Source organism: Ensifer meliloti (assembly GCF_030064585.1).
GTDB lineage: Bacteria > Pseudomonadota > Alphaproteobacteria > Rhizobiales > Rhizobiaceae > Sinorhizobium > Sinorhizobium meliloti.
Genome location: NZ_CP120365.1, coordinates 2,586,824 through 2,613,805, shown reverse-complemented (window position 1 = coordinate 2,613,805; position 26,982 = coordinate 2,586,824). Strand labels below are relative to the sequence as shown.

The window sequence follows — 26,982 nt, the reverse complement described above, 5'->3', positions numbered from 1 at the left end:
GCCGTCCCCGTTTCGACTTCTGCCCGGACCAGATCAGTCCTTGGCGCGCTCGACATAGGAGCCGTCTTCCGTCGCAATGACGACGCGGGTGCCAGCCTGGATGTGCGGCGGCACCAGGGTACGAACCCCGTTCGAAAGCACGGCCGGCTTGTAGGAGGAGGAGGCCGTCTGGCCCTTGACGACCGGCTCGGTCTCGGTGATTTCGAGAGTGACGTGGCGCGGCAGGTCGATGGCGATGGCAATGCCTTCGTGGATCGACAGCATCACGGCCATGCCTTCCTGAAGATAGGCCTTCAGGTCGCCGATGTCTTCGGAGCTCATGACGAGCTGGTCGTAGCTTTCCGGGTTCATGAAGTGGAAGCCTTCGCCATCTTCATAAAGGAAGGTGTGCTCGCGGTCTTCGACGAAGGCGCGCTCGACCTGCTCGGTCGTGCGGTAGCGCTCGGAGACCTTCACGCCGTCGGAGATGCGGCGCATGTCGACCTGCGTGACCGGCGTGCCCTTGCCCGGATGGAAGTTCTGCGCGGTGAGCACGACATAGAGTTTGCCGTCGACGTCGAGAACGTTGCCCTTGCGGACCGAAGAAGCGATGACCTTGACCATTAGTCTTCCTTGTAACAGAGGTATCAGCGACACGAGCGGGCCGGAGATCGGCCCGGAAGGGACGCGAAAATTCAGTTTTCGCGCCGCCACTATCCTAATTTCGCGCAAATAGCCAGCCTGAGCGGGCATTCGCGCGGAAGAAAGCCTGGACCGAACCGACCATGCCGCATGCTTCTCCCTGGTGGACTCCCGACGTCCATGCCGACCGGCGCCCCTTCCTGATCGGGCGCAACCGCATCCAGTCGGCGCTCCGCCGGTTCTTCGACGAACGCGACTTCATCGAGGTCGACACGGCAGCGCTGCAGGTGTCGCCGGGCAACGAGGCGCATCTGCATGCCTTTGCGACCGAGGCGCTTGGGCTCGACGGCTCCGTCCAGCCGCTCTATCTCCACACCTCGCCCGAATTCGCCTGTAAGAAGCTCATCGCCGCCGGCGAGCGGCGCATCGCCTGTTTCGCCCATGTCTACCGCAACCGCGAGCGGGGCCCGCTGCATCATCCGGAATTCACCATGCTCGAATGGTACCGCGCCGAGGAGGGCTACGAGACGCTGATGCACGACTGCGGCGAGATTCTCGCGCTCGCCGCAGAGACAGTCGCCGCTCGGTCCCTCGTGTATCAGGGGCATGAATGCGATCCTTTCGCCGAGCCGGAGCGGCTCTCCGTCGCCGAGGCCTTCGCGCGCTTCGCGGGGCTCGACCTCCTCGCCTCGGTCCAGGAAGACGGCTCCACCGACCGCGAGAGCCTGGCGGCGGCCATGCGGGAGGCGGGCTTGCGTGTCGCCGGAGACGATGGCTGGGCCGATCTCTTCAGCCGTGTGCTCGTCGAAAGGATCGAGCCCAATCTCGGCTTCGGGCGCGCCACGATCCTCGACGAATATCCGGTTGCCGAGGCAGCGCTTGCCCGGCCTGCAGCCGCAGACCCTCGCGTGGCAGAGCGTTTCGAGCTCTATGCCTGCGGCGTCGAACTCGCAAATGCCTTCGGTGAATTGACCGATGCCGCCGAGCAGCGCCTCCGGTTCGAACTGGAAATGGCGGAGAAGGCGCGGGTCTACGGCGAGACCTACCCGATCGACGAGGATTTCCTCGCGGCGCTCGCCGGCATGCCCGAGGCGAGCGGCATCGCACTCGGCTTCGACCGGCTGGTCATGCTGGCAACGGGCGCATCCCGCATCGATCAGGTCCTTTGGGCCCCGGTCGCGGAGGCCACGCCATGACCGCGGAACGCGCCATCAGAACAGCGCGTGAGCTCGCCGACGCCGGTCTGGTCGGTCGAGAGCAGGAAGAGGCGATCTCCCGTGTCGCGTCCCGCTACGCCGTCGCCATCAGCCCGACGATCGCCCGCCTGGTCGACCCTGACGATCCGAACGACCCGATTGCGCGGCAGTTCGTGCCCGACATGGCCGAACTCACGCTCATGCCGGAAGAGCGTGCCGATCCGATCGGCGACGGCGCGCACAGCCCGGTTGCCGGTATCGTCCACCGCTATCCGGACCGGGTGCTCCTGAAGGCGGTTCATGTCTGCCCGGTTTACTGCCGCTTCTGTTTCCGCCGCGAAATGGTCGGCCCCGAGGGTCTCGGCACGCTCACGCCCGCGGAACTCGATGCGGCGCTCGCCTATATCGCCGGGCGCCCGGAAATATGGGAAGTGATCCTGACCGGCGGCGATCCCTTGGTGCTCTCGCCCCGGCGGCTCGGCGATATCATGGTGCGGCTCGCAGAAATCGACCATGTCAAGGTCGTGCGCTTCCACACGCGCGTGCCGGTGGTCGAGCCGGACCGGGTGGATGCGGGGCTGATCGCCGCTTTGAAGAGCAGCGGCAAGGCGACCTATGTGGCGCTTCATGCCAACCATCCGCGGGAACTCACCGCCGAGGCCCGCGCCGCCGCCGCGCGGCTGATCGATGCGGGCATCGTCATGGTGAGCCAGTCGGTGCTGCTGAAAGGCGTCAATGACGATCCGGACGTGCTCGCCGCACTGATGCGCGCCTTCGTCGAGACACGGATCAAGCCCTATTACCTGCACCATCCGGATCTTGCGCCCGGCACCGGCCATTTCCGGCTGTCCATCGAGGAGGGCCAGGCGCTCGTCGCCTCTCTGCGCGGACGCGTATCCGGCCTCTGCCAGCCCGCCTACATCCTCGACATTCCCGGGGGCCACGGCAAGGCCGTCGTCAGCGCCAGCGCGATCGAGGCGGAGGGCGGCGGCTGCTACACGGTCACCGACTTCCGCGGAAACAGGCACGACTATCCGCCGAAGGGGTGACGCAGCATCGCCCCTCATCCGGCTGCCGCCACCTTCTCCCCGCAAGCGGGGAGAAGGGACAAGGGGCACCACCTTCGCCTCCTAGACTGAGACCAGATCACGAGGCTTTTAGGTCGGGCCGCCCTATGCGGGCGGAAAACCGCGCACACTTTTCCTCATCCCCTCTAGGTCGATCGAGGGACGGAGACGGCGCCGCGAGTCACCTTCACCCCGTCAGCGGGGAGAAGGTGGCCGGCAGGCCGGATGAGGGGCATTTCGGAAATTGAAAAGGCCGCCCGGACAATCCGCGCGGCCCTTCGTCATCGGATTGAAGGCGTTCAGCCCTGTTTGATCGGCGCGATCGAGATTTCGACGCGGCGGTTCTGGGCACGGCCGACCTCGGTGGCGTTCGACGCAATCGGCCGCTCCAGGCCGTAGCCCACTGCCGACATGCGCCGCTGGTCGACGCCGCGGCTGGCGAGATAGTTGGCGACCGAAGCCGCGCGACGCTCCGAAAGTCCCTGGTTGTAGGAGGCGCTGCCGGTCGAGTCGGTGTGACCGTCGACGTCGATCAGCGTCTTGTTGAACTTGCGCAGCACGATCGCAACCGAGTCGAGCGTCGAGTAGAAGGCCGGAATCACCTGGTCGCGGTCGGTCGCGAAGGTGATGTTCGACGGCATGTTCAGGATGATGCGATCGCCGGCGCGGGTGACCGAAACGCCGGTACCCTGCAACTGCGCCCGCAGTTCGGATTCCTGCTGATCCATGTAGTTTCCGACCAGGCCGCCGCCGAGAGCGCCGATGCCTGCGCCGACAAGAGCGGCATCACGCCGGCCCGCCGCACTGCCGCCCACCAGAAGACCGGTCGCAGCGCCGAGACCCGCGCCGATCAAAGCGCCTCCGGCCGTGTTCGACATCTTCTGTTCTCCCGTATAGGGATCGGTGGTGGTGCATCCGGAAAGATAGACGGCCACGACAGCCAGGATGGCGCATTTCTTGATCATCGAATCAATTGTCCCCATTGGTGCTCAGGATCGGTTCATACTATCGATTGCGGCAGGAAGATGAAGGGGCCTTCTACTTTCCTCTATCGGGAGTATTGCGGTGCACCATTTCTGCCAGACCTCGCCACATTGCTGACCAGAGGGCCCGCTAACCGGAGGTTCATGCGCCTGGCGCTATGGTCTGCCAGGCCCGGTTCGGCGTAAAGAATGCGAGCCGCGGGCACCGCATGGAGCGCCCGCAAACCGTGAAGGGAAAAATTATGGCGGTCGAGTTCGGCGATTCGCAACGCAGCCTCAGCGACACGCTCACCGGCATGATCGCGTCGATCAGAGGCAACACGATCACGCTGCGCGAGCTGATGATCGAGATCGGCGAGCAGGGCTTCCTCCTTCTCTGCGCGCTGCTGACCCTGCCGTTCCTGATCCCGGTTTCCATTCCGGGCGTCAGCACCGTCTTCGGGGCGGCCATCATTCTCATTTCGCTCGCGATCACCCTCAATCGCATGCCCTGGCTGCCGAAGCGCATCCTCGACCGGGAGATCGCCACGGAAAAGCTCGTGCCGACGCTCCGAAAAGGTGCGGCACTGGTCTCGAAGCTCGACCGCTATGTGCGCCCGCGGCTCAATTTCCTGACCGAAGGCGCCCTGATGAACCGTTTCAACGGCTTGATGATCATGGCCGGCGGCGTGCTTCTCATGTTTCCGCTCGGGCTGATTCCGCTGTCGAACACCCTGCCCGGCATCGCCATCCTGCTCCTGTCGCTCGGCATCATCCAGCGCGACGGGCTGATGGTGGCCGGCGGCTATTTCTTCCTGGTCGCGACCACCGTCTATTTCGCAGTTCTCGGCTATGCCGCTTTCGCCGCCGGCCAGGGCCTCTCGCACTTCTTCGTTTCGTGATCGCGGCGGCACCGGATGATGCCATCCGAGCCGCCCTATGTGGCAAGGTGCTTGTAGAAGAACGTCGTTGCGCAATAGCGGCCGTCCGGCATCAACGCATAGTCGGGAACGATACCGGCGCGCGTCCAGCCAAAGCGCTCGTAGATCGCTTCCGCCGGCTCGCCGGTCGCCGTGTCGAGGACCAGCACTCTTCTGCCGCGCCTGACGGCTTCCGCCTCGGCCGCATCCATCAGGCGACGCGACAGGCCGAGACCGCGGGCGTCGCGGTGGACGAGCAGCTTTCTGACGTCGGCGCGATGCGGCTGGTTCGGCATGGTGCTGACGCCGAGCTGCACGGTGCCGACCATCCGGCCGTCGACTTCGGCCGCGAGGAGCACCGTTTCGCTGCGCCCGACGGCCGCGGCGACGCCCTCCCAGAAGTGAACGGCGTCATTCGGCGAAAACGGTTGCATGAAGCCGACCGAAGCGCCGCCTTCGACGCAATCGGAGAGAATTTCGGCCAGAGCCGGCAGGGCGGCCAGGGTGTCTTCTGCGGTGAGCACGCGGATTTCGACGTCGGGCATGTCAGACCTTGTTGCGGCAGAGGATGACGGCGTAATGCGCCGGTTCTTCGTGGGGATTGTGAAAGATGTGGGCCTCTTCAAGCCCCATGAACAGGCAGTCGCCCGGCTCCAGGAGCTGCCGTCCGCTTTCCATCGTCAATTCGAGGCGGCCGGAGAAAAGCCAGAGGTGCTGGGTGATGCCGCGGTCCATGGGCTGTCGCTCGAAGACGACACGAGCACCGGGCGGAAACTCGACCTCGACGATGTCGACCGGCGAACCGACGCCTTCGGGTGAAACCGAACGGCGCAGATAGCCGCTTTCGGGATCGCGCCACAGCCGCTGCTCCGCGTGCCGGGCCAAGGGCGAGGCCTCGCTCATTTCGGAAGCAAAAAGCGCCGAAAGCGTCGTGCCCAACGCGCTGCAGAGCTTCGCCAGAAGCTGCGCCGTCGGGCTCGCCTCGCCGCGCTCGATGCGCGAAATCATGGCGCGGCTGACGCCGGAGCGGCCGGCCAGGTCGTCAAGCGTCAGCTCCCGCGCCATGCGCAGCTCGCGCAGGCGCATGGCCATGGTCTCTTCGAGAGGGGCAACCGCGTTTTCCATTATCGGAGATTGCATTTCTCATATAGTGGAGTCAAGACCATCGGAGCGAGAAATAAGTTTTGCACATGCCGCTTTGACGACAGCGCGGGGCCGCGTCCTGCTTTATCGTCCGGATTCTGCGCCGATTCTGAAAAAAACATTCAACTTCAATAATTTAGATCAGCTTCATACGATCGGCAGGAGGACAGGCAGATGCATCGATCTCCTTCGTCGCTGCTGTCGATCGCGAGCATAGTCGCCTCGATGACATCTGTCGCGGTCGGCAACGGCATGATGCTCGCCTATGTGCCCTTCGTGCTGACGCGCTCGGCGGCGCCGGATTGGGTCCCGGGAGCCGCCGTGACGGCGATTGCCTTCGGCGGGCTGATCGGCTGCCTCATGGGCGGCTCGCTCATTCGCCGCGTAGGCCACGCCCGCGCTTTTTCCTGCTCGATGGCGCTGGTCATTCTCGCGGCGCTGATGATCAGCCTCGGCGTCCACCCGCTGCTTTGGGTCGTCGCACGCGGCCTCTACGGCATTGCGGCCAACATGAATTTCATCATCACGCAGAGCTGGCTCAATCATGCCAGCGAGAACCACTGGCGCGGCCGGGCGATGGCGCTCTTCTACATGGCCTATGTCATCGGGCTTGGCGCCGGCGCCTGGCTCTTCGGGCAAATCCCGGTCGAGGGCAATCTCGCCCCGATCGTCACGATCTTCTTCACCGCGGTCGCCATCCTGCCGATCGGCCTCACGCGGCTGCCGACGCCGCCCGCCCCTGCCAGGGTCAGCATCGACATTCCCATGGTCTGGCGGATTTCTCCGGTCGCCTTCATCGGCGTGCTTGCCTCCGGCGGCCTTTCCATGCTGGTGCAAGGCTTTACGCCGATCTATGCCGCCGCCAATTCCGTCAGTCAGAAGGAAGTAGCGGCATTGATGTTCGTCATGCAGTTCGGCCTGCTCTTCATCCAATATCCGATGGGCGCCCTTTCAGACCGCACCGACCGCCGGATCGTCCTCATCGCCACCTGTACGCTCGTCATCGCGGCGGGCATCGCTGCGCTCGCCGTCTCCTTCGACAACCTTCTCCTGCTCATGCTGGTTTTCGCGATGTTCGCGGGGGCGGTCGAGACGGTCTATTCGATCGCCAATGCGCATGCCAACGATCGCACCGATCCGGCAGATTTCGTGCCGCTCGCCAGCACCATGCTGGTCGCCTGGTCGGCGTCGGCGACCCTCGTGCCGATGCTCGTGACCTTGCTGACGCCGGCCTTCGGCCAACGGACCTTCATCTATGCGACGATGACGGTGGCGCTCCTCTACGCCCTTTTCGTGCTCGTTCGCCTCCGCTCGCGCGAACGCGTCCCGCCCGAGCTCTGCGACAGCTTCGAATTCAAAAGCGCCCAGGTGCCGAATGCCGTGGCACTCGCCGAGACGGAAGCGCGAGCGGAACGGCCGGTCAGGCGCCCGGATTTATAGTGAACGAAGCCTTCATTTCCCGCTTTGCGCCGCCTGATCGCGCTGCTATATGCGGCCCATGAGCACACCATCCTCCAAGACGCCCCTGTCGCATATCCGCAACTTCTCGATCGTGGCGCATATCGATCACGGCAAATCGACGCTCGCCGACCGGCTGATCCAGTCGACCGGCGGCCTTGCCGAGCGCGAAATGTCCGAGCAGGTCCTGGACAGCATGGATATCGAGCGCGAGCGCGGCATCACCATCAAGGCCCAGACCGTGCGCCTGCGCTACAAGGCGAACGACGGCGAAACCTATGTGCTGAACCTCATCGACACGCCCGGCCACGTCGACTTCGCCTACGAGGTCTCGCGCTCGCTTTCGGCCTGCGAAGGTTCGCTGCTCGTCGTCGACGCCAGCCAGGGCGTCGAAGCCCAGACGCTCGCCAATGTCTACCAGGCAATCGACAACAATCACGAGCTCGTCACCGTTCTGAACAAGATCGACCTGCCTGCGGCCGAGCCGGAGCGGATCAAGGAGCAGATCGAGGAAGTGATCGGCATCGACGCCTCCGACGCCGTGCTGATCTCTGCCAAGACCGGTCTCGGCATTCCGGACGTGCTGGAGGCGATCGTCCATAAGCTGCCCGCCCCGAAGAGCGAGGGCGGCGACACCGCGCCCCTGAAGGCGCTGCTCGTCGACAGCTGGTACGACGCTTATCTCGGCGTCATGGTTCTGGTGCGCGTCATCGACGGAACGCTGAAGAAGGGCATGACCATCCGCATGATGGGGACGGATGCGAAGTACCAGGTGGAGCGCGTCGGCGTGCTGACGCCGAAGATGGTTGCCATGGAGGCGCTCGGCCCCGGCGAGATCGGTTTCATCACAGCTTCCATCAAGGAAGTGGCCGACACCCGCGTCGGCGATACGATCACCGAGGACAAGCGGCCGACGGCCAAGGCGCTGCCCGGCTTCAAGCCCGCCCAGCCGGTCGTGTTCTGCGGCCTCTTCCCGGTCGACGCCGCCGACTTCGAGGACTTGCGCTCGGCCATGGGCAAGCTGCGCCTCAACGACGCCTCCTTCTCCTTTGAAATGGAGTCCTCCGCCGCACTCGGCTTCGGCTTCCGTTGCGGCTTCCTTGGCCTTCTGCATCTCGAAATCATCCAGGAACGTCTGGAGCGCGAATTCGATCTCGATCTGATCGCGACGGCACCCTCGGTCGTCTACAAGCTGTTCATGACCGATGGCTCGGAGCGCGAGCTTCACAACCCCGCCGACATGCCGGACGTGGTCAAGATCGCCGAAATCCACGAACCGTGGATCCGCGCGACGATCCTGACGCCCGACGAATATCTCGGCGGCATCCTGAAGCTCTGTCAGGATCGTCGCGGCATCCAGATCGAGCTGACCTATGTCGGCACCCGCGCGATGCTCACCTATGACCTGCCGCTCAACGAAGTCGTGTTCGATTTCTACGACCGGCTGAAGTCGATCTCCAAGGGATACGCCTCCTTCGACTACCAGATCACCGAGCACAAGGAAGGCAACCTCGTGAAGATGTCGATCCTCGTCAACGGCGAGCCGGTGGACGCGCTGTCGATGATGGTGCACCGGATGGCGGCGGAAAAGCGCGGCCGCGAAATGTGCGAGAAGCTGAAGGAACTGATCCCGAAGCACATGTTCAAGATCCCGATCCAGGCCGCCATCGGCGGCAACGTGATCGCCCGCGAAACCATCTCGGCGCTGCGCAAGGACGTGACCGCCAAGTGCTACGGCGGCGACGCCACCCGAAAGCGCAAGCTTCTGGAGAAGCAGAAGGCCGGCAAGAAGCGGATGCGCCAGTTCGGCAAGGTGGAAATCCCGCAGGAAGCCTTCATCGCCGCGCTGAAGATGAGCGACGAGTGATTGCTGGTCCGGCGTCGATGCGCGTACAATATGCGCATCGACCTGGAGCAAACATGTCGCGACCGACTGCAAGACGCCCGGCAAATCTCACCCTCGATGGCGATCTGCTTGCGCAGGCGCGCGATCTCAAGATCAATGTTTCACGCGCCGCCGAAGAGGGAATCGCCCGGGCCATCAGAGCCGAACAGGGAAAACTCTGGCAGATCGAGAACGCCGAGGCGATCGCCGATGCAAATGCCTTTGTCGATAAACGCGGACTGACGCTGGCGAAACGCCGGCAGTTCTAAAGAGCTCGGCACCTAGTCACCGACTTGTCAGATCGGCGTGACGAAATCGTCGCCGCTACGGACTTTGCGTTTCAAGGCTTCTGATCTTCTTGAGCGACCCGCAATGAATGAACACGGGCGATGCGGCGCTTCAAGTGGTCACGCTGGGCTTGACTTCACGGGTGAAGTTTCCGACCTTCAGTTCATGCCAGTGCTCGCGATCCATTTCCGCTGTTCTTTCCGGGTCTGCCCCATCGCAGGAACCTGACCCCGGCCCGGATGCGTGCGCTCTCCGGGTAAGGGGGCCTACGCATCGGCGAGCGGATGGCCAAGCCTCCACCCCCGAGCGGCGAGCGTAAATCATCCTCGACATTTCACTTTCGGCGCAAGCAGAGCGGTGCGCCCAAGCACAGGTATCATCATGGCGGACAAGACAACCCGCAAGAAGCTTCCCTCGATCGTCATCAATGCCGAAGACCATGCACGTCTGACGGCGATCGCCTCCTCGGCGCTCGACCGTGTCCCGGACGTCGCGGAGGCGCTGCTTTCCGAACTCGACCGCGCGCGAATCGCCGCTCCCGGCAAGCTGCCCAAGGACAGCGTACAGATGGGCTCGACCGTCGCCTTCGACGCAGACAACGGTTTTGCGAAGGAAGTGAGGCTCGTCTACCCGGGGGAGGCTGACATCGAAGCCGGCAAGATTTCCGTGCTGACGCCGATTGGAGCGGCGCTGATCGGCCTTTCCGTCGGACAGTCGATCGACTGGGTCGACAGGGCCGGCAAGGTACACCGTATGACGATCCGCAGCGTGATGCCGCAGGCGGGCTGAGCGTGCCGCCACCGGTGCGATCGCTGGAAGCGGCCGGATCGAGCCGGCCGCTTCCAGAGCGCTTTCAGGAAAAGTGTGTCGCCGCCCGGAAGAGCTTTAATTCAAAGCGTGAGATCAGAATTGACGGCCGAGCTTGGCGTCGACGGACTGGCTGTTGGCGCCGCGAATGGCAAAGAAGAGCGTGATCGCCGCCCAGAGGATGGATTTCTCCGCCCCGCCAAGACCCTGCCCCTGGACGATGCCGTGGAAATAGACGGTGACGAGCAGCACGATCGTCGCCGCGAAGGCAGCAGGCCGCGTCAGGAAGCCGATGGCAATGAATATGCCGCCGAAGAACTCGGTCGCCGAAAGCAAGGGCGACCAGAAAACGCCCGGATAGAACCCAAGCCCCTCCACCATGCCGGTCGCGCCGAAGGGGTTGAGAATCTTGCCGTAGCCGTGAGTGACCAGCAGCAGGCCTGCGACGACGCGCAGCAACGTCTCGGCGAAAGTATCGAGCGGCAGATAAATCTTTTCGAGCGCCGGCAGGATCGCGCGCGGTCGATTGTTGGCAGCGGTATCGGTCATGAAATCCCTTTCGCATCCATTGCAAATCAGGGGTTTCTCTTGCCTCTGGCCCTTTGGAAAACAAGGGCTCGACGTCAAAAATTTGACGGCTGAAGCTGACATTTATGTGAGACACCCGTGAAGGCATCGATCGCGGCGCTTGCGCGACGACGCTGCTCGATGTTTTCTGGGGCGCGAAAGCCAAGTGAACAGGACATGCGAGATGAGCGAAAAGCCACGCGTCACCATCCTCTACTGCACCCAGTGCAACTGGCTGCTGCGCGCCGGATGGATGGCGCAGGAATTGCTGTCGACCTTCGCCGATACGCTCGGGGAAGTGGCGCTCATCCCCGGGACCGGCGGCAATTTCGAGATTCGCGTCGATGGCGCGTTGATCTGGGAACGCAAGCGCGACGGCGGCTTTCCCGGACCTAAGGAGCTGAAACAACGCATTCGCGACGTGATCGAGCCCGAGCGCGATCTCGGCCACACGGACAGGAGCTAGAGTCCCGCCCAGGCGCAGCTGACGTGCAGCGCGCAAGACTCACCGTCGATCCTCAGGAATCCAGCCAGACCAAGTCCTTGGGCTGGAAAGACTCTCCCGCGCCGCAGACGCGGCGCTGCTGGATCCCTGTGACGAGCACAGGGATGAGGGTAGAGAGGGTGCGGTCCCTCGGCGCGTTTCATATGCCGTGAAGATGGTGAGAGATGTCTTCCCATTCGGGGTTCAATTCCTCTATCAAACTAAGCTTCCACTTCCTCGGCCATTTCTTCATTGTCTTCTCCCGCGTGATGGCGGAAGTCAGCAGGTCGAATTCCTCAAACCACACCAAGGTCTTCACGCCGTATCTTGACGTGAATCCAGGCGTCAGATCGTTCTGATGCTCGAGGAGGCGGCGAGGCAGGTCACGGGTCACGCCCGTATACAGTGTTCCGTTTCGCTTCGATGCGAGAATGTAGACGTAACCTTTCATTGCGTATCAGGTTGAACATTCCCTCGCGTATTCGCAAGCGAAAGTTGCAGAGGCCGTGCATCCCCGCCTCCCTCATTCCTGTGCCTGTCACAGGAATCCAGCCAGACCAAGTCATTGGGCTGGAAGAACTCTTTCCCGCGCCGCAGACGCGGCGCTGCTGGATCCCTGTGACGAGCACAGGGATGAGGGTGGAGCGGGTGCGGTCCCTCGGAATACTTCTCGTAGGCCGTGCGGAAGGAGATGGCGCGCAATCCCCAAACGAGGTTGCGGCAGCGCCCGTGCATCCCGCTTCCCTCATTCCTGTGCTCGTCACAGGAATCCAGCCAGACCAAGTCCTTGGGCTGAAAGGACTCAGCCGCGCCGCAGACCCGGCGCTGCCGGATCCCTGTGACGAGCACAGGGATGAGGAAGAGGGCAACATGCATCAGCTATGCGCGAAGATGTCCGTCTCTTCCCAGCCGAGCAGATCGAGCTTGGCACGCGTGGGGAGAAACGAGAAGCAGGCCTCGGCGAGTTCCATCCGGCCATCGCGCAGGAGCCGCGCCGTCAGCTTGTCGCGCAGCGCATGCAGGTGGAGCACGTCGGAGGCGGCATATTCGAGCTGCGCCGGCGAAAGAATGTCGGCGGCCCAATCGGAAGACTGCTGCTGCTTGGAAATGTCGATGTCGAGCAGTTCCTTGAGATTGTCCTTGAGACCGTGCCGGTCCGTATAGGTGCGGGCGAGGCGCGAGGCGATCTTGGTGCAGAAGACCGGCGACGCGGTGACGCCGAAGGTATGGAACAGCACGGCGATGTCGAAGCGGCCGAAATGGAAGATCTTCTGGCGCGTCGGATCGGCGAGCATCGAGACGAGGTTCGGCGCCTGCTTCTGGCCGGCGGAGATGCGGATCACATCGGCAGTCCCGTCGCCCGACGAGAGCTGCACGACGCAAAGGCGGTCGCGACGCGGGACCAGGCCGAGCGTTTCCGTATCGATCGCGATCGCGCCCGTATAGCGGGCGGCGTCGGTCTCGGAAATGTCGCCCTCGTGGAACCTTATTGTATTCGCCATCGAAAATCCCCAGATCGTTACTTGCATGTTTCCCTGAGAACGGCTCAGGAAGCCTGCTGAGATTCAAGTGCTGCAGCGATCCCGGCCTGTCTGATCAGGCTCGCGGGCGCTGTGGAGCGTAGCTGGCCTATAGCGCATGTTGGCCGGCCGCGATACCTTGTCCTTCGGCGGACGTTCCGTTTGCCGTCACCCCGAGAAAGTTCGTATATGACCTGGTTCCGTTTCGCCCTGGCGCCTCCCGTCATCGCCCTGATATTGACCCTCTCGCCCGGTGCCGGCCTCGCCGGCGAGGCGACATTCGAGCTGGCGCAGGCCTTCCACGACCTGCCGGGCGTGCGGCCGGTGGACCCGCTGCGCGACGATAAGAACATCGTTTGCCGGCAGGTTTTCATCGACCGCTACGGTCCTTTCGAGTCGTCTCACGGCCGCCCGCGTTACGATACGACCTATCGCTGCCGCGAGGGCAGCGGACCGATCTTCCAAAGCGGCGAACTGCCGCCGTCGCTGGAACGGCAGAAGCGCGGCCTCAACTATTGAGGTCGAACCAAGAAAAAAGCACGCTTGCGTTGCACGCTCGGGAAAGACGAAACTACGCCCCGGGACGGCACTGACTGGAGGAAACCATGCCCGAAACCGACAGGCCGCAAACCGACAGGCCACTTGTCATCAGCGCGCCCGCGCCGCGTACGCTCGATCTGATCTTCACGCCCGACGCGCTCGAGCGTCTTCACCGGCGCTACCGCGTGATCGAAGCCGATCCGGAGAACATCGTCGGGCTCGGCTCCGCCGTCCTCTCTGAGGCCCGCTATATCGTCGGACAGCCGCCGCTTTCCGCGGACACGCTCGAGCGCATGCCGCGGCTGCGGGCCGTTCTCAACGTCGAAAGCAATCTCATCGACAACATGCCCTACGACGTGGTTTTCCAGCGCGGCATCCACGTGCTCACCACCGGCCAGGTCTTCGCCGAACCGGTGGCGGAGATGGGGCTCGCCATGGCGCTCAACCTCGCCCGCGGCATCGTCGATGCGGATGTGGATTTCCGAGAGGGGCGCGAGCGCTGGGGCGGTGAGGGCAACAAGTCCGCCCGGCTCCTCTCGGGCTCGGAGATCGGCATCATCGGCTTCGGCGATCTCGGCAAGGCGCTCAACCGCGTCCTTTCGGGATTTCGCGCGAAGATCCGCGTCCATGATCCCTGGCTGCCGGCCTCCGTTCTTCTCGACGCCGACGTCGAACCGGCGTCGCTCGAGACGGTCCTCGCCGAGAGCGACTTCCTGTTTGTCGTCGCAGCGGTAACCAGCGACAATGAGGGCTTCCTCGGCGCCAAGGCCTTCGCGGCCATGCGTCCGGGCGCCGCCTTCATTCTCCTGAGCCGCGCCGGAGTCGTGGATTTCGATGCATTGATCGCAGCCGTCGAAAGCGGCCATATCCGCGCGGCAAGCGACGTCTTCCCGGAGGAGCCCCTGCCCCTCGGACATCCTGTCCGCCGGCTACCCGGCTTCCTGCGCTCGGCGCACCGGGCCGGTGCGCTCGACATCGCCTTCAAGAGGATGGGCGAGATGGTGCTCGAGGATATGGAACTGATGGACCGCAGCCTGCCGCCGATGCGCTGCAAGCGGGCGGAGCGGGAGACGGTGGCCCGAATGCGCTCAAAGCCCGTCACCGTCAACTGAAGAGTGATGGGCAGCACAACTGCCTTTATCCTAGCCGCGCGGCGCTGTAGCGCAGCTCGTACACGGCCGGTGGTGCTATGAAAATCCGGTGCAATGCTGCAAAGATCGGAATCCGGATTCAAGGACATCGAAAGCATGCAAGATTCCAACGCGGACAAGCCTTCCCGGACCTGGACCAGCTCACTGCGGTCGCTGCTCGGTCTCGTGATGGTTGCTATGCTCATCGTCGTGTCCGCGACGCTGGTGGGGCTTGACTACCGCCGCGCACGCAGCGCTGCGATCGCCGGTGCCGAAGACAATATGGATGCCTTCGTCGGTCGCCTGGTCGATCGGCTCGGCGCCCTCTCCGGGGATACCTCCGCGCTCGTCAGCCTCGTCGCATCCGTCGCCAATTCCTTTCTCGTGCCTCCGCCGGAGCGCATCAACGACAAGGTGGCAGTGCTGCGCGAGGGCATCGCCCGCTCGCCGCACATCGACGGCGTCTATGTCGGTTATCCGAGCGGCGCATTCTTTCATGTGGTCGATCTGGATTCGGCCGCCTGGCGCATGGCCCTGGACGCACCGCGGGGGGCGGCGATCGCCGTGCGCTCGATGGAGAGGAACGACCAGGGCAAGCCGTTCGACCGGATCCTGTTCCTGGACGCGAGCGGCCTGCAGTTTGCCGAACGTCACGCTGCCTCCAACGGCTTCGATCCGAGGACGCGGCCTTGGTACCGCGCGGCCGTCAACGGCAAGGCGCCGGTGGCCATCGGTCCCTATGAGATGGCCACCACAGGCAATCTCGGGATGACCATATCGCAAGCGCACCGCGGCAACCCCCAAATCGTCATCGGCGCCGATGTCGTTCTCGATACGATCACGGATTTTCTGTCCCGCGAGCGGCTGACCGACGACTCGGTTTCCTTCGTGCTCGATGCGGTGGGACGACCGATCATCCACTCCGACTCCACCATGATGCGGCGCATCATGGCATCGAAGGGCCGGGACCGGCCGGTGGCCACGCCGCAGGAGGATGGACTGATCGAGAGCATCCGGCGCAACCCGCCACCGGCCGGAAAGGCAACTCTCGTCGAAGTCGGAAACCGCACCTATCTCGTCACGGTGGCGCCGCTCGAATCGGCATTGCTTCTGTCCGGGCACCGGGTGGTCGTCGCCGCCCCTCTCGACGAGCTGCTGGCGGCCGCAAACGAGACGCTGGTTCAGGGACTTGCCGTCTCGGGCGCCGTGGTGGTGGTCGCCGTTCTCCTGGCCCTCGTGCTTGCGCATCTGATCACGAAGTCGCTCAACCAGCTCACCGACAGCGCCAACCGCCTACAGGACCTGGATTTCGCCACTCCTATCGACGTTTCGTCGCATGTGGCGGAAATCTCGACGCTCAACGGCGCAATGAACAGGGCTCGCGACGCGATCTTCACCTTCGCGCTCTATGTTCCGAAGGAGCTGGTGCGCAAGGGCATCGAATCCGGCCATTTCGGCGGCCGCGCCGCATGGCGGCAGGAGGTGACGGCGATGTTCACCGACATCTACGACTTCACCACCATCAGCGAGGGCCGGTCGCCGGAAGAAGTGGTCGCGATGCTCTCAGAGTATTTCGACCTGTTCAGCGAGGTCGTCGCCGCCCACGACGGAACCATCATCCAGTTCCATGGAGACTCGGTCTTTGCCATGTGGAACGCGCCGGTCGCCGATACCAGGCATGCCGAGCATGCCTGTCGATGCGCACTCGCGGTCGAGGAGAGGCTCGAGGCCTTCAATTCTGCGCAACGCGCCAGCGGATTGCCGGAGTTCCGCACCCGCTTCGGCATCCACACCGGAACGGCCGTCGTCGGCAGCGTCGGCGCCAAGGAACGGCTGCAATATACGGCGATGGGCGACACGGTGAACGTCGCCTCGCGGCTCGAGGGCATGAACAAGGATTACGGCACGAGCGTTCTTGCAAGCGGCGCGGTGGTCGCCCAATGCAAGGACATGGTGAAGTTCCGCCCGCTCGGCACCGCCAAGGCAAAGGGCCGTTCGACGGCGCTCGACATTTACGAAGTCGTGGGCGTCGTCCGCGCGGTGAACACTACCGAAGCCGGAACGGCCGCCTGAGGAAAGGCAGATGCCGCGGCGAACGGCGGCCCCGCTGAATTCGCTTCGAAACTCTGAAAGCAAAAAAGCCCGGAAACCCGGGCTTTTTTTGACTTCCGAACCGCAAAAGCGGTTCCTGAAAATGGAATGGTGCCCAGAAGAGGACTCGAACCTCCACACCCTTTCGAGTACCAGCACCTGAAGCTGGCGCGTCTACCAATTCCGCCATCTGGGCGACGGACCGGCATGTAAAAGGCCGTGGCCGAAGTGTCAACAGGCATTTTGAAGTTTTCGTCTCGCATCGCGAAAAAGCGCGGTAAAGCGCGGCCGGGACCTCGATGATAGGGCAAGAATTCCAGTGACATGAGAGCCGGAGAGGCGCATTCTAGAGCAACGGCGAATGGGCGGAATCCGGAACGCCCGCGTCGATACGTGGAGCACGCGCCCACGAATAAACATGCGACATCAAACGTCTGCTGCATGTTTCGTTGGTCGGCCGATCACCGCCAAAAAATGCAGCAACTTGAAGAGTTACAGCGGCCTTTGCGCGTCTGATAAGTCGCGCGGCGCTGAAAGGAGCAGGGACAAAAACCGGAAAGCAACGGCTTTCGGAAAGTGAGGAGAAAATGACGAAATTTCGGAATTTCGTTGTCAGCTGCGCACTCGCCGCCGCCTCCGCGGTTCCCCCTGTAACGTCCGTTCAGGCCATGCCGCGCCCGGCGCTCGACATTGCGATCAAAGCGCCGGCCGGCGTCGAGAATGCCACGCATCGCGGCCGTTACGGGTGGCGCGGCGGCTATTCTCGCCGCGGCTATTATGGAGGATCCGGCTTCTATCCGGGCTGGAGCCCCTATTACAGGCGGTCCGGGATCAGCTTCTATTTCGGACCCAGCTACCGTTACCGCCCGTATTACGGGAACCGCTATTATTACGGGCCGCGCTTTTATGGCCCCGGCTATTACAGCTATCCCGGGCCCGCATATTACGGTTATCGCTCCTATAGGCCACGCTACTATGGCGGCGGCTACGTCCGGAGCGGCGGCAATAGCCATGTCAGCTGGTGCCTGTCGCGCTATCGGTCCTATAACCCTGCCTCCAACCGCTACCTGACCTATGGCGGGGTCTACCGGGTCTGCTACTCGCCCTATCGTTAGGGGAGCGTACCCTTGGATTCATCGAGTCCGCGCGTTCCCTCAGACGCGCGGCGCTCCCGTCAGTCAGCGCTTCCTGACGATCCCGACGCGCGCCATGACTTCCTTCGGAATGCCGTAGCGGCGCACTGCATCGCGGCTGTCGCGAAGGCCGCAGATCTCGCGCTGGATGAGGAAGGCCCAAACCGCGTCGGCCGCCTCGTCGAGCAGTCGCTCGCGTTCGGAAGGCGGGTGCCTGTTGCTGTTGAAGGCATTCAGGGCGGCAATTGCCTTCTCGACCTTCAGGCCGTTGCGCCCCAGCGCGTCGGCGCGCTCGGCCATCAGCTCGTATTCGAGGACGTTCACCCCGTTACCGGTGAGACCGAAACTGCGCAGCGATTGCGGCGGGCGAAATGTCATCGGCGGCTCCATCAAGCTCATGCCAGGATGGGCCGTGAATGAGCTTCCCGCAAGGGGGCGGCGCGGCGACTGCCGCGTGGCGCAAAGTCATCGTCATGGTTAACACTCCCTAAACCCGTTTGACCTAAGCTTGCGGATCATGCCCGATCTGCCCGCCTTCATCGCCATCAGGACAGCCGTCGGATCTGCCGAGGAGACGACGCAGGGCCTGCGCCGCTCGCTGCCGGCGGCGGAGCGTAGCGAGGCGATCCGGAAGATCGTCGATGCGCTGTCCCGCCATCTCTCCGGCAAGGAGGTCCTATCCAAGGACGCACTGGTGAAGCTGGTCGAGGACCTGGCGCTCATCCTCAAATTTCCACCCCTGCCGCAGGAGACCGGACGCGCCTTCATTCGGCGGTTGACCGGCTTCATCGAGGCATTGCCAATGCCGGAACGCCTGCTTCTGGAGAAGCAATTGGCCACCCGCAGCCTCGTGCAGCGCGTCGCCGTTGCGGCGACGATCGCGGGAGACCGCCGGGGCGCGGTGCCGCCTGATCGAACCCCGCTCCGCAGCCTGCCCCTGCCGGCACAGGTCCCGCCAGTGCTTCCGGGCGCCAAAAGACCCGTGCTGAGCGATCTCGCGCTGCTTCAAGCGATGCTCAAGAAGACCTACGGCGCCGATATGGAGGACGTGCGGATCGAGACGACACCCAAGGGCGCGGCAATCGAAGCGGCGCAGGAGGAGGCTCCGGCCGGGCCGCAACGTTCGCCGAAGGCGCCCACGAACGCTCCTGCAGCGCCGCGAGGTGCGGAGATTGCAGCGAGAGACGCTTCGGCAAGCCCGCTTGAGGGGGAGATGGCGGAGATGGCGGATACGGCGGCCATGACGCCGGAAGGCTCCGATGAGCAGCTCCCGGATAGCGAAGCGGATTTGGCGGAACCATCGGCGCCGCGCCGCAGTCAGGCGGCGGGCCTGAACGGGAGTGCGCTCGCCCTGCCGAAAGATGCAAAACCTGCGACAGCCGAGGGCAAAGCTGCAGTCGCGGAAGCCGGCGCTGAAAGCCTCCCTGACGGCGAAGGCTCAGAGGGCACCGACGGCCCCTCGCGCTCCGCGAGGGAGGACGATAGACCACGAGTGCGGATGCAAAGTGCCGCGCGCATGGCGCAACCGCCGGCGGAGGCCTTGAGAGCGGTCATACGCGACAGTCTTGCGCTGCCGGGGACGAGCAAGAGCTGGCAACCTCGCGACATGGAAGACGCAGGACCGGCCGCGCCCCTGCTGCCGCCGGAGAACGAGGCGCCGGCGCGGCCACGGGAGACCACCGGCGCGGTCAGAAGCGCAGCCGCCGCCAGCGAACCGCCGGTGGACGCCGCGTCCGACGCAGGAGCCGATGCATCTCTCCCCGACCTGCCCCCTCCTCAGGCAGAGCGCCGGACCGGCGAGGACGCAATGGCGCCGCAGGGCCTCGCGCGGGTGCCGGAAAGCGGACTTCCGCGGATGTTTCCCTTCGCGCTGGTTCCCTACCCGCCGGCAGAAGAAAGCGATGCCGACGAGGTGGACCGGCGTAAGCGGGAAAGCGAGAGCGAGCCGGAAAAAGACGCCAGGGATGACGAGGGAGAACGGGAAAGCGACGACCAGCAGCAGGGACATGCGGCCGGCGGCGAACAGGATCAGGCCGAAGATCGACCGGCAGCCGACGCCTATGACCTCTACCGAAAGCTCGGCGGCCTGGCCTAGTCTGGGGTTTATGACGGCTGCTGCGAGATGGATGATGGCGTTGAAGCTCCGGTCGGTTTTGCCGGCACGCATGGCTCGATACGCTTGAATTCCTTGAGTACCGACTGCGCGGCCTAGGAACGTATTGGAGGACTGCAATCTCTCCTCCTCCTCATCTCTGTGCTTGTCACAGAGATCCAGCAGCGCCGCGTCTGCGGCGCGGAGAAATGTTCTTTCAGACCAAGGACTTGGTCTGGCTGGATCCCTGTGACGAGCACAGGGATGAGGAGATCAAGCCAGCCGCGGCGGCTATCCCGAATCTCGACAGGCCTTGGAGCACTTTCAGGAAAAGTGCGGAACGGTTTTCGCCCTGCCCACGAAAAAGCCCGCGGAGATCGCTCTCCGCGAGCTTATCATTTCAAGTCCGTCAACGATTACTCGTTGTTCTGGCGGTTCTTGAGCGCAGCGCCCAGAATGTCGCCGAGCGAAGCACCCGAGTCGGAAGAGCCGAACTGAGCGACGGCTTCCTTCTCCTCCGCGATTTCCAGAGCCTTGATCGACAGCTGGATCTTGCGGTCCTTCTTGGAGAAGTTGGTGACCCGCGCATCGACGGTCTGGCCGACCGAGAAACGCTCCGGACGCTGTTCGTCGCGATCGCGCGAGAGGTCGGCGCGACGGATGAAGGCGGTGACGTCCTCGTGGTTGACGAGCCGCACTTCGATGCCGCCATCGTTGACGCCGATGACCTCTGCCGAAACGACGGCGTTCTTGCGCAGTTCGCCGGAAGCGGCAGCTTCACCGACCGCATCACGGCCGAGCTGCTTGATGCCGAGCGAGATGCGCTCCTTGTCGACGTCCACATCGAGAACGACAGCACGGACGACGTCGCCCTTGTTGAATTCTTCGATGACCTGCTCGCCCGGACGGTTCCAGTCGAGGTCGGAGAGGTGGACCATGCCGTCGACATCGCCATCGAGGCCGATGAACAGACCGAATTCGGTCTTGTTCTTGACTTCGCCTTCGACTTCCGTGCCAGCCGGATGGCTATGCGCGAAGGCCTGCCACGGGTTCTCGAGCGTCTGCTTGAGGCCGAGCGAGATGCGGCGCTTGGTCGGGTCGACTTCGAGAACGACCACGTCGACTTCCTGGCTCGTGGACAGGATCTTGCCGGGGTGAACGTTCTTCTTCGTCCAGGACATTTCGGAGATGTGTATCAGGCCTTCGATGCCCGGCTCCAGCTCGACGAACGCACCGTAGTCGGTGATGTTCGTGACGGTACCGGAGATCTTCTTGCCGACCGGATACTTCGCACCGATGCCATCCCACGGATCGGACTCGAGCTGCTTCATGCCGAGCGAGATGCGGTGGGTTTCCTGGTTGATGCGGATGATCTGAACCTTGACCTGCTGGCCGATGTTCAGGATCTCCGACGGATGGTTGACGCGGCGCCATGCCATGTCGGTGACGTGCAGCAGGCCGTCGATGCCGCCGAGGTCGACGAACGCACCGTAATCGGTGATGTTCTTGACGACACCCTCGACAACCTGGCCTTCCTCGAGGTTCTGAACGATTTCAGAACGCTGCTCGGCGCGGGACTCTTCGAGAACCGTGCGGCGCGAAACGACGATGTTGCCGCGGCGCTTGTCCATCTTGAGGATTTCGAAGGGCTGCGGGTTGTGCATCAGCGGCGTCACGTCGCGGATCGGACGGATGTCGACCTGCGAACGCGGCAGGAAGGCTACGGCGCCGTCGAGATCGACGGTGAAGCCGCCCTTGACCTGGTTGAAGATGATGCCTTCGACGCGTTCGCCGGCTTCGAACTTGACTTCCAGGCGCTGCCAGCTCTCTTCGCGGCGGGCCTTCTCGCGCGAGAGGACTGCTTCGCCGAGTGCGTTTTCAATGCGCTCGACATAGACTTCGACTTCGTCGCCGACCTTCAGCGTGCCGTCCTTGGCCTTGGCGCCGAATTCCTTCAGCGGTACGCGGCCTTCGACCTTCAGGCCGACGTCGACGATTGCGACGTCTTTTTCGATCGCCGTGACGATGCCCTTGGCGACATAGCCTTCGGCGAGGTCCGTCTTGGCGAAGGACTCTTCCAGAAGCGCTGCGAAATCATCACGGGTGGGGTTGGTTGCAGACATATAATCTCCTGCTGCATCTCCTGCCGGAGACGCATGTGCGCCGGGGGTTGGTGTTAGACAGGCCTGAACCCAGTCCGCTCCTGTCATGGAGCAATCCGGCGCGTGGACGGAATTTCAGGCTATTTTCAAGAAGGAGACCGGCTGGGCCGAGATCAGGCCTTCTTCAAATCTTCTCTTTCAGGGCGGCGTCGACCAGCGTCTTCGCCGCCTGGAATGCCGCCTCTATACTCATTTCGGAAGTATCAAGCAAGTGCGCGTCCTCGGCAGGTCTCAAAGGACTGTCGGCACGCCCCATGTCGCGTCCGTCGCGCTTCTTCACGTCCTCGAAAATCGCGGTGTAGTCAGCCTTTCCGCCGCCGGCGACGATCTCGTCATGGCGCCGCTTCGCCCGCACTTCGGGGGAAGCGGTCACATAGAGCTTCAGCGCCGCATCAGGGCAGACGACCGTGCCGATGTCGCGCCCGTCGAGGACGGTACCCGGCTCCTTGCGCGCGAAGGCTCGCTGCGCCTCGACCAGTGCCCGGCGCACGGCCGGCATGACGGCGATCTTCGACGCCGCCTCGCCGATCGAATGCTCCGAAAGCACGGCGCGTTCGAGCCCGGAAAGGTCCACCTCGCGCGCCGTCTTCTCGGCCACCGCCTCGTCGTCGAGCGGCAATCCGGCATCCATGAGTGCCTTTGCGGTCGCGCGATAGGTCAGCCCCGTGTCGAGATGGTGGAAGCCGTATTGCTCGGCGATCCGGCGCGAGAGCGTTCCCTTGCCGGCGGCCGCAGGTCCATCGATGGCGATTACGAAGGTCATCAGGCTGCCTTGTTCTCTGCCTCTTCGATCTTCGCGCCCAGTCCTGTCATCAGGCCCATGAATTCCGGGAAGGACGTCGCGATCATCGTCGCATCGTCGACCGTTACCGGATGCTCCGAGGCAAGTCCCATGACAAGGAAGCTCATGGCGATGCGGTGGTCGAGATGGGTCTTCACCTGGCCGCCCGAGATATTGCCCAGGCCCTTGCCGCCCGGCCGGCCGCGTACGACCAGCGAGGCCTCGCCCTCGTCGCAATCCACCCCGTTGAGCTTCAGGCCGTCCGCCACGGCGGACAGGCGGTCGGACTCCTTGACCCGGAGCTCCTCCAGTCCGTTCATCACGGTCGTGCCCTCGGCGAAGGCAGCGGCGACGGCGAGCACCGGATATTCGTCGATCATCGACGGCGCGCGGTCCTCCGGCACCGTCACGCCCTTGAGCTCCGAATGGCGCACGCGCAGATCGGCGACATCCTCGCCGCCGGCAAGCCGCTTGTTCATGACTTCGATATTGGCGCCCATTTCCTGCAGGGTCAGGATGAGGCCGGTACGGGTCGGGTTCATCAGCACGTTGAGGATGGTGATGTCCGAGCCCGGAACGATGAGCCCCGCCACCAGCGGAAAGGCTGTGGAGGACGGATCGCCCGGCACGTCGATCACCTGGCCAGTCAGCTTGCCGCGGCCCTCGAGGCGTATGGTGCGCACGCCCTCGGCATCGGTCTCGACCGTCAGATTGGCGCCGAAGCCCTGCAGCATCTTTTCCGTATGGTCGCGGGTCATCACCGGCTCGACGACGGTCGTGATGCCGGGCGTATTGAGGCCGGCGAGCAGCACGGCGGATTTCACCTGGGCAGACGCCATCGGCACGCGATAGGTGATCGGGTTCGGCGTCTTCGGCCCGCGCAGCGTCACCGGCAGCCGGTCGCCCTCGGCCGACTTCACCTGAACGCCCATTTCGCGGAGCGGATCGAGCACGCGGCCCATCGGGCGCTTGGTCAGCGAGGCGTCGCCGATGAAAGTGGAATCGAAATCATAGACGCCGACAAGGCCCATCGTCAGCCGGCAGCCGGTGCCGGCATTGCCGAAGTCGAGCGGTGCCTCGGGCGCAAGCAGCGCGCCGTTCCCGACACCGTCGATGATCCAGGTGTCGCCCTCCTTGCGGATCCTGGCGCCCATCGCCTGCATGGCCTTGCCGGTATTGATCACGTCTTCGCCTTCGAGGAGACCGGTGATGCGCGTCTCGCCCGCGGCAAGACCGCCGAACATGAAGGAGCGGTGCGAGATCGACTTGTCGCCCGGAATGCGCAAGGTGCCCTTGAGGTCGGAAGACTTGCGTGCGGTGGCGGGCCGCGGGTTCGAGCCGTGAGACATCGTGGTTTTCCTCTGACAATCCGGCTGACGGCTGGCGCGGAAGGTGGTGCTTTCCGGCGCGTTGTTGGCGGACCGCCGGTCTCGCCGGCTCCCTAACACAATGCGCGAAAAGGGTCATCCTCCTGCTGCGAAGAAAATGACGGCCGGAGCTCGCGGAAGTTTATCTTTGACAGAACTCGCCAAGATGATTATGGGGACCGGCTAATCATCATAAGCTTGATACTTTTCTAACCGCCGGCTTTCCGGCAAGAGCCGGCTCGCCGGCCATTCAAGAGGCTTTGACTGTGGCAAAACCGGAACTTGGAACAAAGCGCATCGACCCGGAAACGGGGCGCAAATTCTACGATCTGAACCGTGATCCGATCGTCTCCCCCTACACGGGCAAGTCCTATCCGCTGTCCTTCTTCGAGGAGACCTCCGTCGCCAAGGTGCTCGAGAAGGAAGAAGAGGAAGACGTCAAGGAAGTCGATACCGAGAACACGGAAGTCGAACTCGTCTCGCTCGAGGAAGCGGATGACGAGGCCTCGGGCGGCGACGATCTGCCGGATCTCGGCGACGACGATGTCGAGATCGAGGGCGACGACGACGACACCTTCCTCCAGACCGACGACGAAGACGATGACGATGACATGAGCGACATCATCGGCGTTTCCGACGAGGACGACGACGTCTGAACAGACCGGCGACGCGGGCGGATCAGCGCCCGCATGCCTGCCCGCAAGCGTTTCGAAAGGCGCATGAAACCGCCCCATCCATCGAGCGCGATCGGCATCGAAGCATCCGGCCGGAACCGAAAAATAAATCGTCCCGGCCCTCACTTTTCGGCTTGCCATCTGCACCTAGCAGAAGTAATAAGCCGCCACTCGCCGGGCACAACGCGCCTTGCGATCTTCCCGGACCGGCAAAGCCGGACCCTGATGGGGCTATAGCTCAGCTGGGAGAGCGCTTGCATGGCATGCAAGAGGTCAGCGGTTCGATCCCGCTTAGCTCCACCAAATTTTCCGATGAATTTTTAGGACGCGTTCGGGGGTAAAGGCGATGCGCCGCTCATGCGCCCAGCCTTGCATGGCAATCTCCCGCCGCGACTTTACGTCGGCTGATGCCTGCGAAGCGGTGACAGCGGATTTCTGTTTCATCCTTCAATAATAGCCGAATATCCGGCATTTACCTTCGCTGTTCGCGTCGGGCCGGACCGGCCGGCAGACCGAGCAGAAATCGTAGCCACGGTTGATGAAATCTTAACCCGCAGTCGCGGAGAAACTGGACACATGTTTCTCGTCTCGAAAATCTTCTGGCTCGTCGCGCAGCCGCTGTCGCTTGCCTTCCTCGCGCTCCTCGTCGGGGTGCTGCTTATGCTCGGCCGTTTCCGCCGCAGCGGCGGTACTTCGAGCGCCTTCGGGCTCGCCGTCCTCTTCGTCACACTCTTCACCACCGCCGGCTCCTATTTCCTGCAGATCCTCGAGGATCGGTTTCCCCGCCCCACGCCGGAGCCCACGGAGCTTGCCTGCATCATCGTGCTCGGCGGCGCCTTCGAGAATGTGGTGATGGCCAGCCGCGGCGGCATGGAGCTGAACCAGGCGGCCGAGCGGTTCGTCGAGACCTTGAGGCTCGCGCAGGCCTATCCGCAGGCACGCATCCTTGTCTCGGGCGGAGACGGGTCGCTCAGCGGCATCTACGAGGGCGACGCGCATGCCTCGGAAAATTTCTTCGGGACCTTCGGCATCGGATCCGACCGGCTGATCCGCGAGGGAGAATCGCGGACGACCTTCGAAAACGCACGCTATACCAGGGATCTGCTTGCCAAGAACGGGCTTGAGCGTTGCGCGCTCGTGACCTCCGCATACCACACGCCGCGCTCTATCGGACTTTTTCGCGCAAACGGCATGGAGGTCACGCCCTGGCCGACGGATTATCGCACGAGCGGCAAGGTGCGGCTCGGCTTCGATTTCACCCAGCCCTCGCTCAACGCCCAATTGGCGACGACGGCCGCCAAGGAGTGGACCGGGCTCGTTGCCTATTATCTCCTCGGCCGGACGCAGACGCTGCTGCCGCGGTAGTCTACCGCATGTTTTCTTTAATAGGTTACGATTAGAGGAGACTTGCAGCCAAGCGGAGCAGCCATGCCGATCCTCGAATTCCTCGACTATGCGGGCGTCGCAATCTTTGCGGCGACGGGCGCGCTGTCGGCCTCCCGCAAGCAGCTCGACATCATCGGCTATCTGTTTCTCGCTTCCGCGACCGGTATTGGCGGCGGCACCATCCGCGACCTCGTTCTCGGCGCGACGCCGGTGTTCTGGGTGGTGAACCCTAATTTCATCATCGTCTGCGCGGCGGTGGCGGTCGCCGTCTTCCTCACGTCCCATCTGCTCGAATCGCGCTACCGGATGCTCGTATGGCTCGACGCGCTCGGCCTCTCGGCCTATTGCGTGATGGGCGCGGCAAAGGGGCTGGCGGCGACCGGATCGCCCATCGTCGCCCTGGTCACGGGCGCCCTGACGGCAACCTTCGGCGGGGTTCTGCGAGATCTGCTGGCCGGCGAGCCCTCTGTCCTCCTGAGGCCGGAGATCTACGTCAGCGCCGCCCTCATCGGCGCCGGCGCCTTCGTCCTGGCCAGCCTAGCCGGATTGCCGCTTGTCGCAACGTCCGCACTCGGCGTCATCACGGCCTTCGCCGTGCGGGGCGGCGCGCTTCGATACGGCTGGACGCTGCCGACGGGCAAGGCCGGTCCCGGCCGCGACCCGGACGACGTGATGTGACGAGACTTCGTGACGCGAGAGATGAGGCGA

General features: G+C 63.6%; 27 protein-coding genes and 2 tRNA genes. 17 read left to right on the top strand and 12 right to left on the bottom strand.

What is annotated here, in order from left to right:
• Positions 1–33 precede the first annotated feature (33 nt).
• Positions 34–603 carry an elongation factor P gene (efp, locus tag PZL22_RS19450; protein WP_004435501.1) on the bottom strand — a complete coding sequence of 190 codons (570 nt, stop codon included), beginning with the start codon at positions 601–603 and terminating at the stop codon, positions 34–36.
• A gap of 161 nt (positions 604–764) precedes the next feature.
• Here efp and epmA point away from each other — a divergent pair, with 161 nt between their 5' ends.
• Positions 765–1,817 carry an EF-P lysine aminoacylase EpmA gene (gene epmA / locus PZL22_RS19445; RefSeq protein WP_004435504.1) on the top strand — a complete coding sequence of 351 codons (1,053 nt, stop codon included), beginning with the start codon at positions 765–767 and terminating at the stop codon, positions 1,815–1,817.
• Complete coding sequence (locus tag PZL22_RS19440; protein WP_004435508.1) at positions 1,814–2,866, top strand: lysine-2,3-aminomutase-like protein; 1,053 nt, start codon at positions 1,814–1,816, stop codon at positions 2,864–2,866. The genes epmA and PZL22_RS19440 overlap by 4 nt, the downstream gene beginning before the upstream one ends.
• Before the next feature lie 317 nt (positions 2,867–3,183).
• Here the strand turns inward: PZL22_RS19440 and PZL22_RS19435 are convergent, their stop codons facing one another.
• Positions 3,184–3,849 carry a YiaD family glycine zipper/OmpA-like lipoprotein gene (locus tag PZL22_RS19435; RefSeq protein ID WP_004435511.1) on the bottom strand — a complete coding sequence of 222 codons (666 nt, stop codon included), beginning with the start codon at positions 3,847–3,849 and terminating at the stop codon, positions 3,184–3,186.
• Positions 3,850–4,109: 260 nt separating this feature from the next.
• On the opposite strand from PZL22_RS19435, the gene PZL22_RS19430 reads away from it, so the two are divergent.
• Positions 4,110–4,748: an exopolysaccharide biosynthesis protein gene (locus PZL22_RS19430; RefSeq protein ID WP_014530016.1), complete on the top strand. Its 639-nt coding sequence runs from the start codon at positions 4,110–4,112 to the stop codon at positions 4,746–4,748.
• A gap of 35 nt (positions 4,749–4,783) precedes the next feature.
• Here PZL22_RS19430 and PZL22_RS19425 read toward each other — a convergent pair whose 3' ends face one another.
• Together PZL22_RS19425 and PZL22_RS19420 are read right to left on the bottom strand one after the other, a co-directional pair.
• Positions 4,784–5,311 carry a GNAT family N-acetyltransferase gene (locus PZL22_RS19425; protein WP_004435518.1) on the bottom strand — a complete coding sequence of 176 codons (528 nt, stop codon included), beginning with the start codon at positions 5,309–5,311 and terminating at the stop codon, positions 4,784–4,786.
• 1 nt (position 5,312) lies between these two features.
• Positions 5,313–5,891 (bottom strand): type II toxin-antitoxin system RelB family anti-toxin, encoded by a 579-nt coding sequence (locus PZL22_RS19420; RefSeq protein ID WP_004435521.1) that lies wholly within the window; start codon positions 5,889–5,891, stop codon positions 5,313–5,315.
• Between the two features lie 192 nt (positions 5,892–6,083).
• On the opposite strand from PZL22_RS19420, the gene PZL22_RS19415 reads away from it, so the two are divergent.
• The 4 genes from PZL22_RS19415 (at position 6,084) to rnk (ending at position 10,329) form a co-directional block, all read left to right on the top strand.
• Positions 6,084–7,349: an MFS transporter gene (locus PZL22_RS19415; RefSeq protein ID WP_004435524.1), complete on the top strand. Its 1,266-nt coding sequence runs from the start codon at positions 6,084–6,086 to the stop codon at positions 7,347–7,349.
• Positions 7,350–7,398: 49 nt separating this feature from the next.
• Positions 7,399–9,234, top strand: coding sequence for a translation elongation factor 4 (gene lepA, locus PZL22_RS19410; RefSeq protein WP_284718539.1), 1,836 nt, complete (start codon positions 7,399–7,401; stop codon positions 9,232–9,234).
• Positions 9,235–9,287: 53 nt separating this feature from the next.
• Entirely contained in the window at positions 9,288–9,521 is a 234-nt protein-coding gene (locus PZL22_RS19405; RefSeq protein WP_004435531.1) for a type II toxin-antitoxin system CcdA family antitoxin, read from the top strand.
• 400 nt (positions 9,522–9,921) lie between these two features.
• On the top strand, positions 9,922–10,329 hold the full coding sequence (gene rnk / locus PZL22_RS19400) for a nucleoside diphosphate kinase regulator (protein ID WP_004435534.1): 408 nt from the start codon (positions 9,922–9,924) through the stop codon (positions 10,327–10,329).
• Positions 10,330–10,443: 114 nt separating this feature from the next.
• Here the strand turns inward: rnk and PZL22_RS19395 are convergent, their stop codons facing one another.
• A complete protein-coding gene (locus PZL22_RS19395) occupies positions 10,444–10,896 on the bottom strand; it encodes a DoxX family protein (RefSeq protein ID WP_004435537.1) in 453 nt (150 codons plus the stop codon).
• Between the two features lie 202 nt (positions 10,897–11,098).
• On the opposite strand from PZL22_RS19395, the gene PZL22_RS19390 reads away from it, so the two are divergent.
• Positions 11,099–11,380 carry an Rdx family protein gene (locus PZL22_RS19390; RefSeq protein ID WP_004435540.1) on the top strand — a complete coding sequence of 94 codons (282 nt, stop codon included), beginning with the start codon at positions 11,099–11,101 and terminating at the stop codon, positions 11,378–11,380.
• Between the two features lie 178 nt (positions 11,381–11,558).
• Here the strand turns inward: PZL22_RS19390 and PZL22_RS19385 are convergent, their stop codons facing one another.
• Together PZL22_RS19385 and PZL22_RS19380 are read right to left on the bottom strand one after the other, a co-directional pair.
• Positions 11,559–11,849: a GIY-YIG nuclease family protein gene (locus PZL22_RS19385; RefSeq protein WP_004435543.1), complete on the bottom strand. Its 291-nt coding sequence runs from the start codon at positions 11,847–11,849 to the stop codon at positions 11,559–11,561.
• 424 nt (positions 11,850–12,273) lie between these two features.
• The gene (locus tag PZL22_RS19380; protein ID WP_003534411.1) at positions 12,274–12,900 is read right to left on the bottom strand and encodes a ribonuclease D; all 627 of its coding nucleotides are present in this window, start codon (positions 12,898–12,900) and stop codon (positions 12,274–12,276) included.
• A gap of 207 nt (positions 12,901–13,107) precedes the next feature.
• Between PZL22_RS19380 and PZL22_RS19375 the strand changes: the two genes are divergently transcribed.
• From PZL22_RS19375 to cya1, 3 genes are all read left to right on the top strand, one after another.
• Complete coding sequence (locus PZL22_RS19375; protein WP_003534409.1) at positions 13,108–13,437, top strand: hypothetical protein; 330 nt, start codon at positions 13,108–13,110, stop codon at positions 13,435–13,437.
• 86 nt (positions 13,438–13,523) lie between these two features.
• Complete coding sequence (locus tag PZL22_RS19370; RefSeq protein ID WP_003534407.1) at positions 13,524–14,570, top strand: hydroxyacid dehydrogenase; 1,047 nt, start codon at positions 13,524–13,526, stop codon at positions 14,568–14,570.
• Positions 14,571–14,663: 93 nt separating this feature from the next.
• Positions 14,664–16,661, top strand: a complete 1,998-nt coding sequence (cya1, locus tag PZL22_RS19365; RefSeq protein ID WP_003534405.1) for an adenylate cyclase Cya1 — start codon at positions 14,664–14,666, stop codon at positions 16,659–16,661.
• A gap of 127 nt (positions 16,662–16,788) precedes the next feature.
• Here the strand turns inward: cya1 and PZL22_RS19360 are convergent.
• Positions 16,789–16,875, bottom strand: a tRNA-Leu gene (locus PZL22_RS19360).
• Positions 16,876–17,266: 391 nt separating this feature from the next.
• On the opposite strand from PZL22_RS19360, the gene PZL22_RS19355 reads away from it, so the two are divergent.
• Entirely contained in the window at positions 17,267–17,794 is a 528-nt protein-coding gene (locus tag PZL22_RS19355) for a BA14K family protein (RefSeq protein WP_003534404.1), read from the top strand.
• Positions 17,795–17,857: 63 nt separating this feature from the next.
• On the opposite strand, the gene PZL22_RS19350 is transcribed toward PZL22_RS19355, so the two are convergent.
• A complete protein-coding gene (locus PZL22_RS19350; RefSeq protein WP_003534402.1) occupies positions 17,858–18,190 on the bottom strand; it encodes a DUF6665 family protein in 333 nt (110 codons plus the stop codon).
• 139 nt (positions 18,191–18,329) lie between these two features.
• On the opposite strand from PZL22_RS19350, the gene PZL22_RS19345 reads away from it, so the two are divergent.
• Positions 18,330–19,907, top strand: a complete 1,578-nt coding sequence (locus PZL22_RS19345; protein ID WP_003534400.1) for a hypothetical protein — start codon at positions 18,330–18,332, stop codon at positions 19,905–19,907.
• 413 nt (positions 19,908–20,320) lie between these two features.
• Here the strand turns inward: PZL22_RS19345 and rpsA are convergent, their stop codons facing one another.
• The 3 genes from rpsA to aroA all read right to left on the bottom strand — a co-directional run bounded on the left by rpsA (position 20,321) and on the right by aroA (position 24,196).
• Positions 20,321–22,027 carry a 30S ribosomal protein S1 gene (gene rpsA, locus PZL22_RS19340; protein WP_003534399.1) on the bottom strand — a complete coding sequence of 569 codons (1,707 nt, stop codon included), beginning with the start codon at positions 22,025–22,027 and terminating at the stop codon, positions 20,321–20,323.
• Between the two features lie 163 nt (positions 22,028–22,190).
• Complete coding sequence (gene cmk / locus PZL22_RS19335; protein WP_003534397.1) at positions 22,191–22,829, bottom strand: (d)CMP kinase; 639 nt, start codon at positions 22,827–22,829, stop codon at positions 22,191–22,193.
• Positions 22,829–24,196, bottom strand: a complete 1,368-nt coding sequence (aroA, locus tag PZL22_RS19330; protein ID WP_003534382.1) for a 3-phosphoshikimate 1-carboxyvinyltransferase — start codon at positions 24,194–24,196, stop codon at positions 22,829–22,831. Before aroA ends, cmk begins: the two co-directional genes overlap by 1 nt.
• Before the next feature lie 284 nt (positions 24,197–24,480).
• Here aroA and PZL22_RS19325 point away from each other — a divergent pair, with 284 nt between their 5' ends.
• The 4 genes from PZL22_RS19325 (at position 24,481) to PZL22_RS19310 (ending at position 26,952) form a co-directional block, all read left to right on the top strand.
• Entirely contained in the window at positions 24,481–24,870 is a 390-nt protein-coding gene (locus tag PZL22_RS19325) for a TIGR02300 family protein (RefSeq protein ID WP_003534381.1), read from the top strand.
• A 245-nt stretch (positions 24,871–25,115) separates the two neighbouring features.
• Positions 25,116–25,191, top strand: a tRNA-Ala gene (locus tag PZL22_RS19320).
• A 273-nt stretch (positions 25,192–25,464) separates the two neighbouring features.
• Positions 25,465–26,253, top strand: a complete 789-nt coding sequence (locus tag PZL22_RS19315; RefSeq protein ID WP_003534380.1) for a YdcF family protein — start codon at positions 25,465–25,467, stop codon at positions 26,251–26,253.
• A 63-nt stretch (positions 26,254–26,316) separates the two neighbouring features.
• Positions 26,317–26,952 (top strand): trimeric intracellular cation channel family protein, encoded by a 636-nt coding sequence (locus tag PZL22_RS19310; RefSeq protein WP_003534379.1) that lies wholly within the window; start codon positions 26,317–26,319, stop codon positions 26,950–26,952.
• The last annotated feature ends 30 nt before the right edge of the window (positions 26,953–26,982 follow it).

Excerpts from the sequence above, each read along its gene's own strand:
- efp (WP_004435501.1), bottom strand. The coding sequence starts at position 603 with ATGGTCAAGGTCATCGCTTCTTCGGTCCGCAAGGGCAACGTTCTCGAC.
- epmA (WP_004435504.1), top strand. The coding sequence starts at position 765 with ATGCCGCATGCTTCTCCCTGGTGGACTCCCGACGTCCATGCCGACCGG.
- PZL22_RS19440 (WP_004435508.1), top strand. The coding sequence starts at position 1,814 with ATGACCGCGGAACGCGCCATCAGAACAGCGCGTGAGCTCGCCGACGCC.
- PZL22_RS19435 (WP_004435511.1), bottom strand. The coding sequence starts at position 3,849 with ATGATCAAGAAATGCGCCATCCTGGCTGTCGTGGCCGTCTATCTTTCC.
- PZL22_RS19430 (WP_014530016.1), top strand. The coding sequence starts at position 4,110 with ATGGCGGTCGAGTTCGGCGATTCGCAACGCAGCCTCAGCGACACGCTC.
- PZL22_RS19425 (WP_004435518.1), bottom strand. The coding sequence starts at position 5,311 with ATGCCCGACGTCGAAATCCGCGTGCTCACCGCAGAAGACACCCTGGCC.
- PZL22_RS19420 (WP_004435521.1), bottom strand. The coding sequence starts at position 5,891 with ATGGAAAACGCGGTTGCCCCTCTCGAAGAGACCATGGCCATGCGCCTG.
- PZL22_RS19415 (WP_004435524.1), top strand. The coding sequence starts at position 6,084 with ATGCATCGATCTCCTTCGTCGCTGCTGTCGATCGCGAGCATAGTCGCC.
- lepA (WP_284718539.1), top strand. The coding sequence starts at position 7,399 with ATGCGGCCCATGAGCACACCATCCTCCAAGACGCCCCTGTCGCATATC.
- PZL22_RS19405 (WP_004435531.1), top strand. The coding sequence starts at position 9,288 with ATGTCGCGACCGACTGCAAGACGCCCGGCAAATCTCACCCTCGATGGC.
- rnk (WP_004435534.1), top strand. The coding sequence starts at position 9,922 with ATGGCGGACAAGACAACCCGCAAGAAGCTTCCCTCGATCGTCATCAAT.
- PZL22_RS19395 (WP_004435537.1), bottom strand. The coding sequence starts at position 10,896 with ATGACCGATACCGCTGCCAACAATCGACCGCGCGCGATCCTGCCGGCG.
- PZL22_RS19390 (WP_004435540.1), top strand. The coding sequence starts at position 11,099 with ATGAGCGAAAAGCCACGCGTCACCATCCTCTACTGCACCCAGTGCAAC.
- PZL22_RS19385 (WP_004435543.1), bottom strand. The coding sequence starts at position 11,849 with ATGAAAGGTTACGTCTACATTCTCGCATCGAAGCGAAACGGAACACTG.
- PZL22_RS19380 (WP_003534411.1), bottom strand. The coding sequence starts at position 12,900 with ATGGCGAATACAATAAGGTTCCACGAGGGCGACATTTCCGAGACCGAC.
- PZL22_RS19375 (WP_003534409.1), top strand. The coding sequence starts at position 13,108 with ATGACCTGGTTCCGTTTCGCCCTGGCGCCTCCCGTCATCGCCCTGATA.
- PZL22_RS19370 (WP_003534407.1), top strand. The coding sequence starts at position 13,524 with ATGCCCGAAACCGACAGGCCGCAAACCGACAGGCCACTTGTCATCAGC.
- cya1 (WP_003534405.1), top strand. The coding sequence starts at position 14,664 with ATGCTGCAAAGATCGGAATCCGGATTCAAGGACATCGAAAGCATGCAA.
- PZL22_RS19355 (WP_003534404.1), top strand. The coding sequence starts at position 17,267 with ATGACGAAATTTCGGAATTTCGTTGTCAGCTGCGCACTCGCCGCCGCC.
- PZL22_RS19350 (WP_003534402.1), bottom strand. The coding sequence starts at position 18,190 with ATGACATTTCGCCCGCCGCAATCGCTGCGCAGTTTCGGTCTCACCGGT.
- PZL22_RS19345 (WP_003534400.1), top strand. The coding sequence starts at position 18,330 with ATGCCCGATCTGCCCGCCTTCATCGCCATCAGGACAGCCGTCGGATCT.
- rpsA (WP_003534399.1), bottom strand. The coding sequence starts at position 22,027 with ATGTCTGCAACCAACCCCACCCGTGATGATTTCGCAGCGCTTCTGGAA.
- cmk (WP_003534397.1), bottom strand. The coding sequence starts at position 22,829 with ATGACCTTCGTAATCGCCATCGATGGACCTGCGGCCGCCGGCAAGGGA.
- aroA (WP_003534382.1), bottom strand. The coding sequence starts at position 24,196 with ATGTCTCACGGCTCGAACCCGCGGCCCGCCACCGCACGCAAGTCTTCC.
- PZL22_RS19315 (WP_003534380.1), top strand. The coding sequence starts at position 25,465 with ATGTTTCTCGTCTCGAAAATCTTCTGGCTCGTCGCGCAGCCGCTGTCG.
- PZL22_RS19310 (WP_003534379.1), top strand. The coding sequence starts at position 26,317 with ATGCCGATCCTCGAATTCCTCGACTATGCGGGCGTCGCAATCTTTGCG.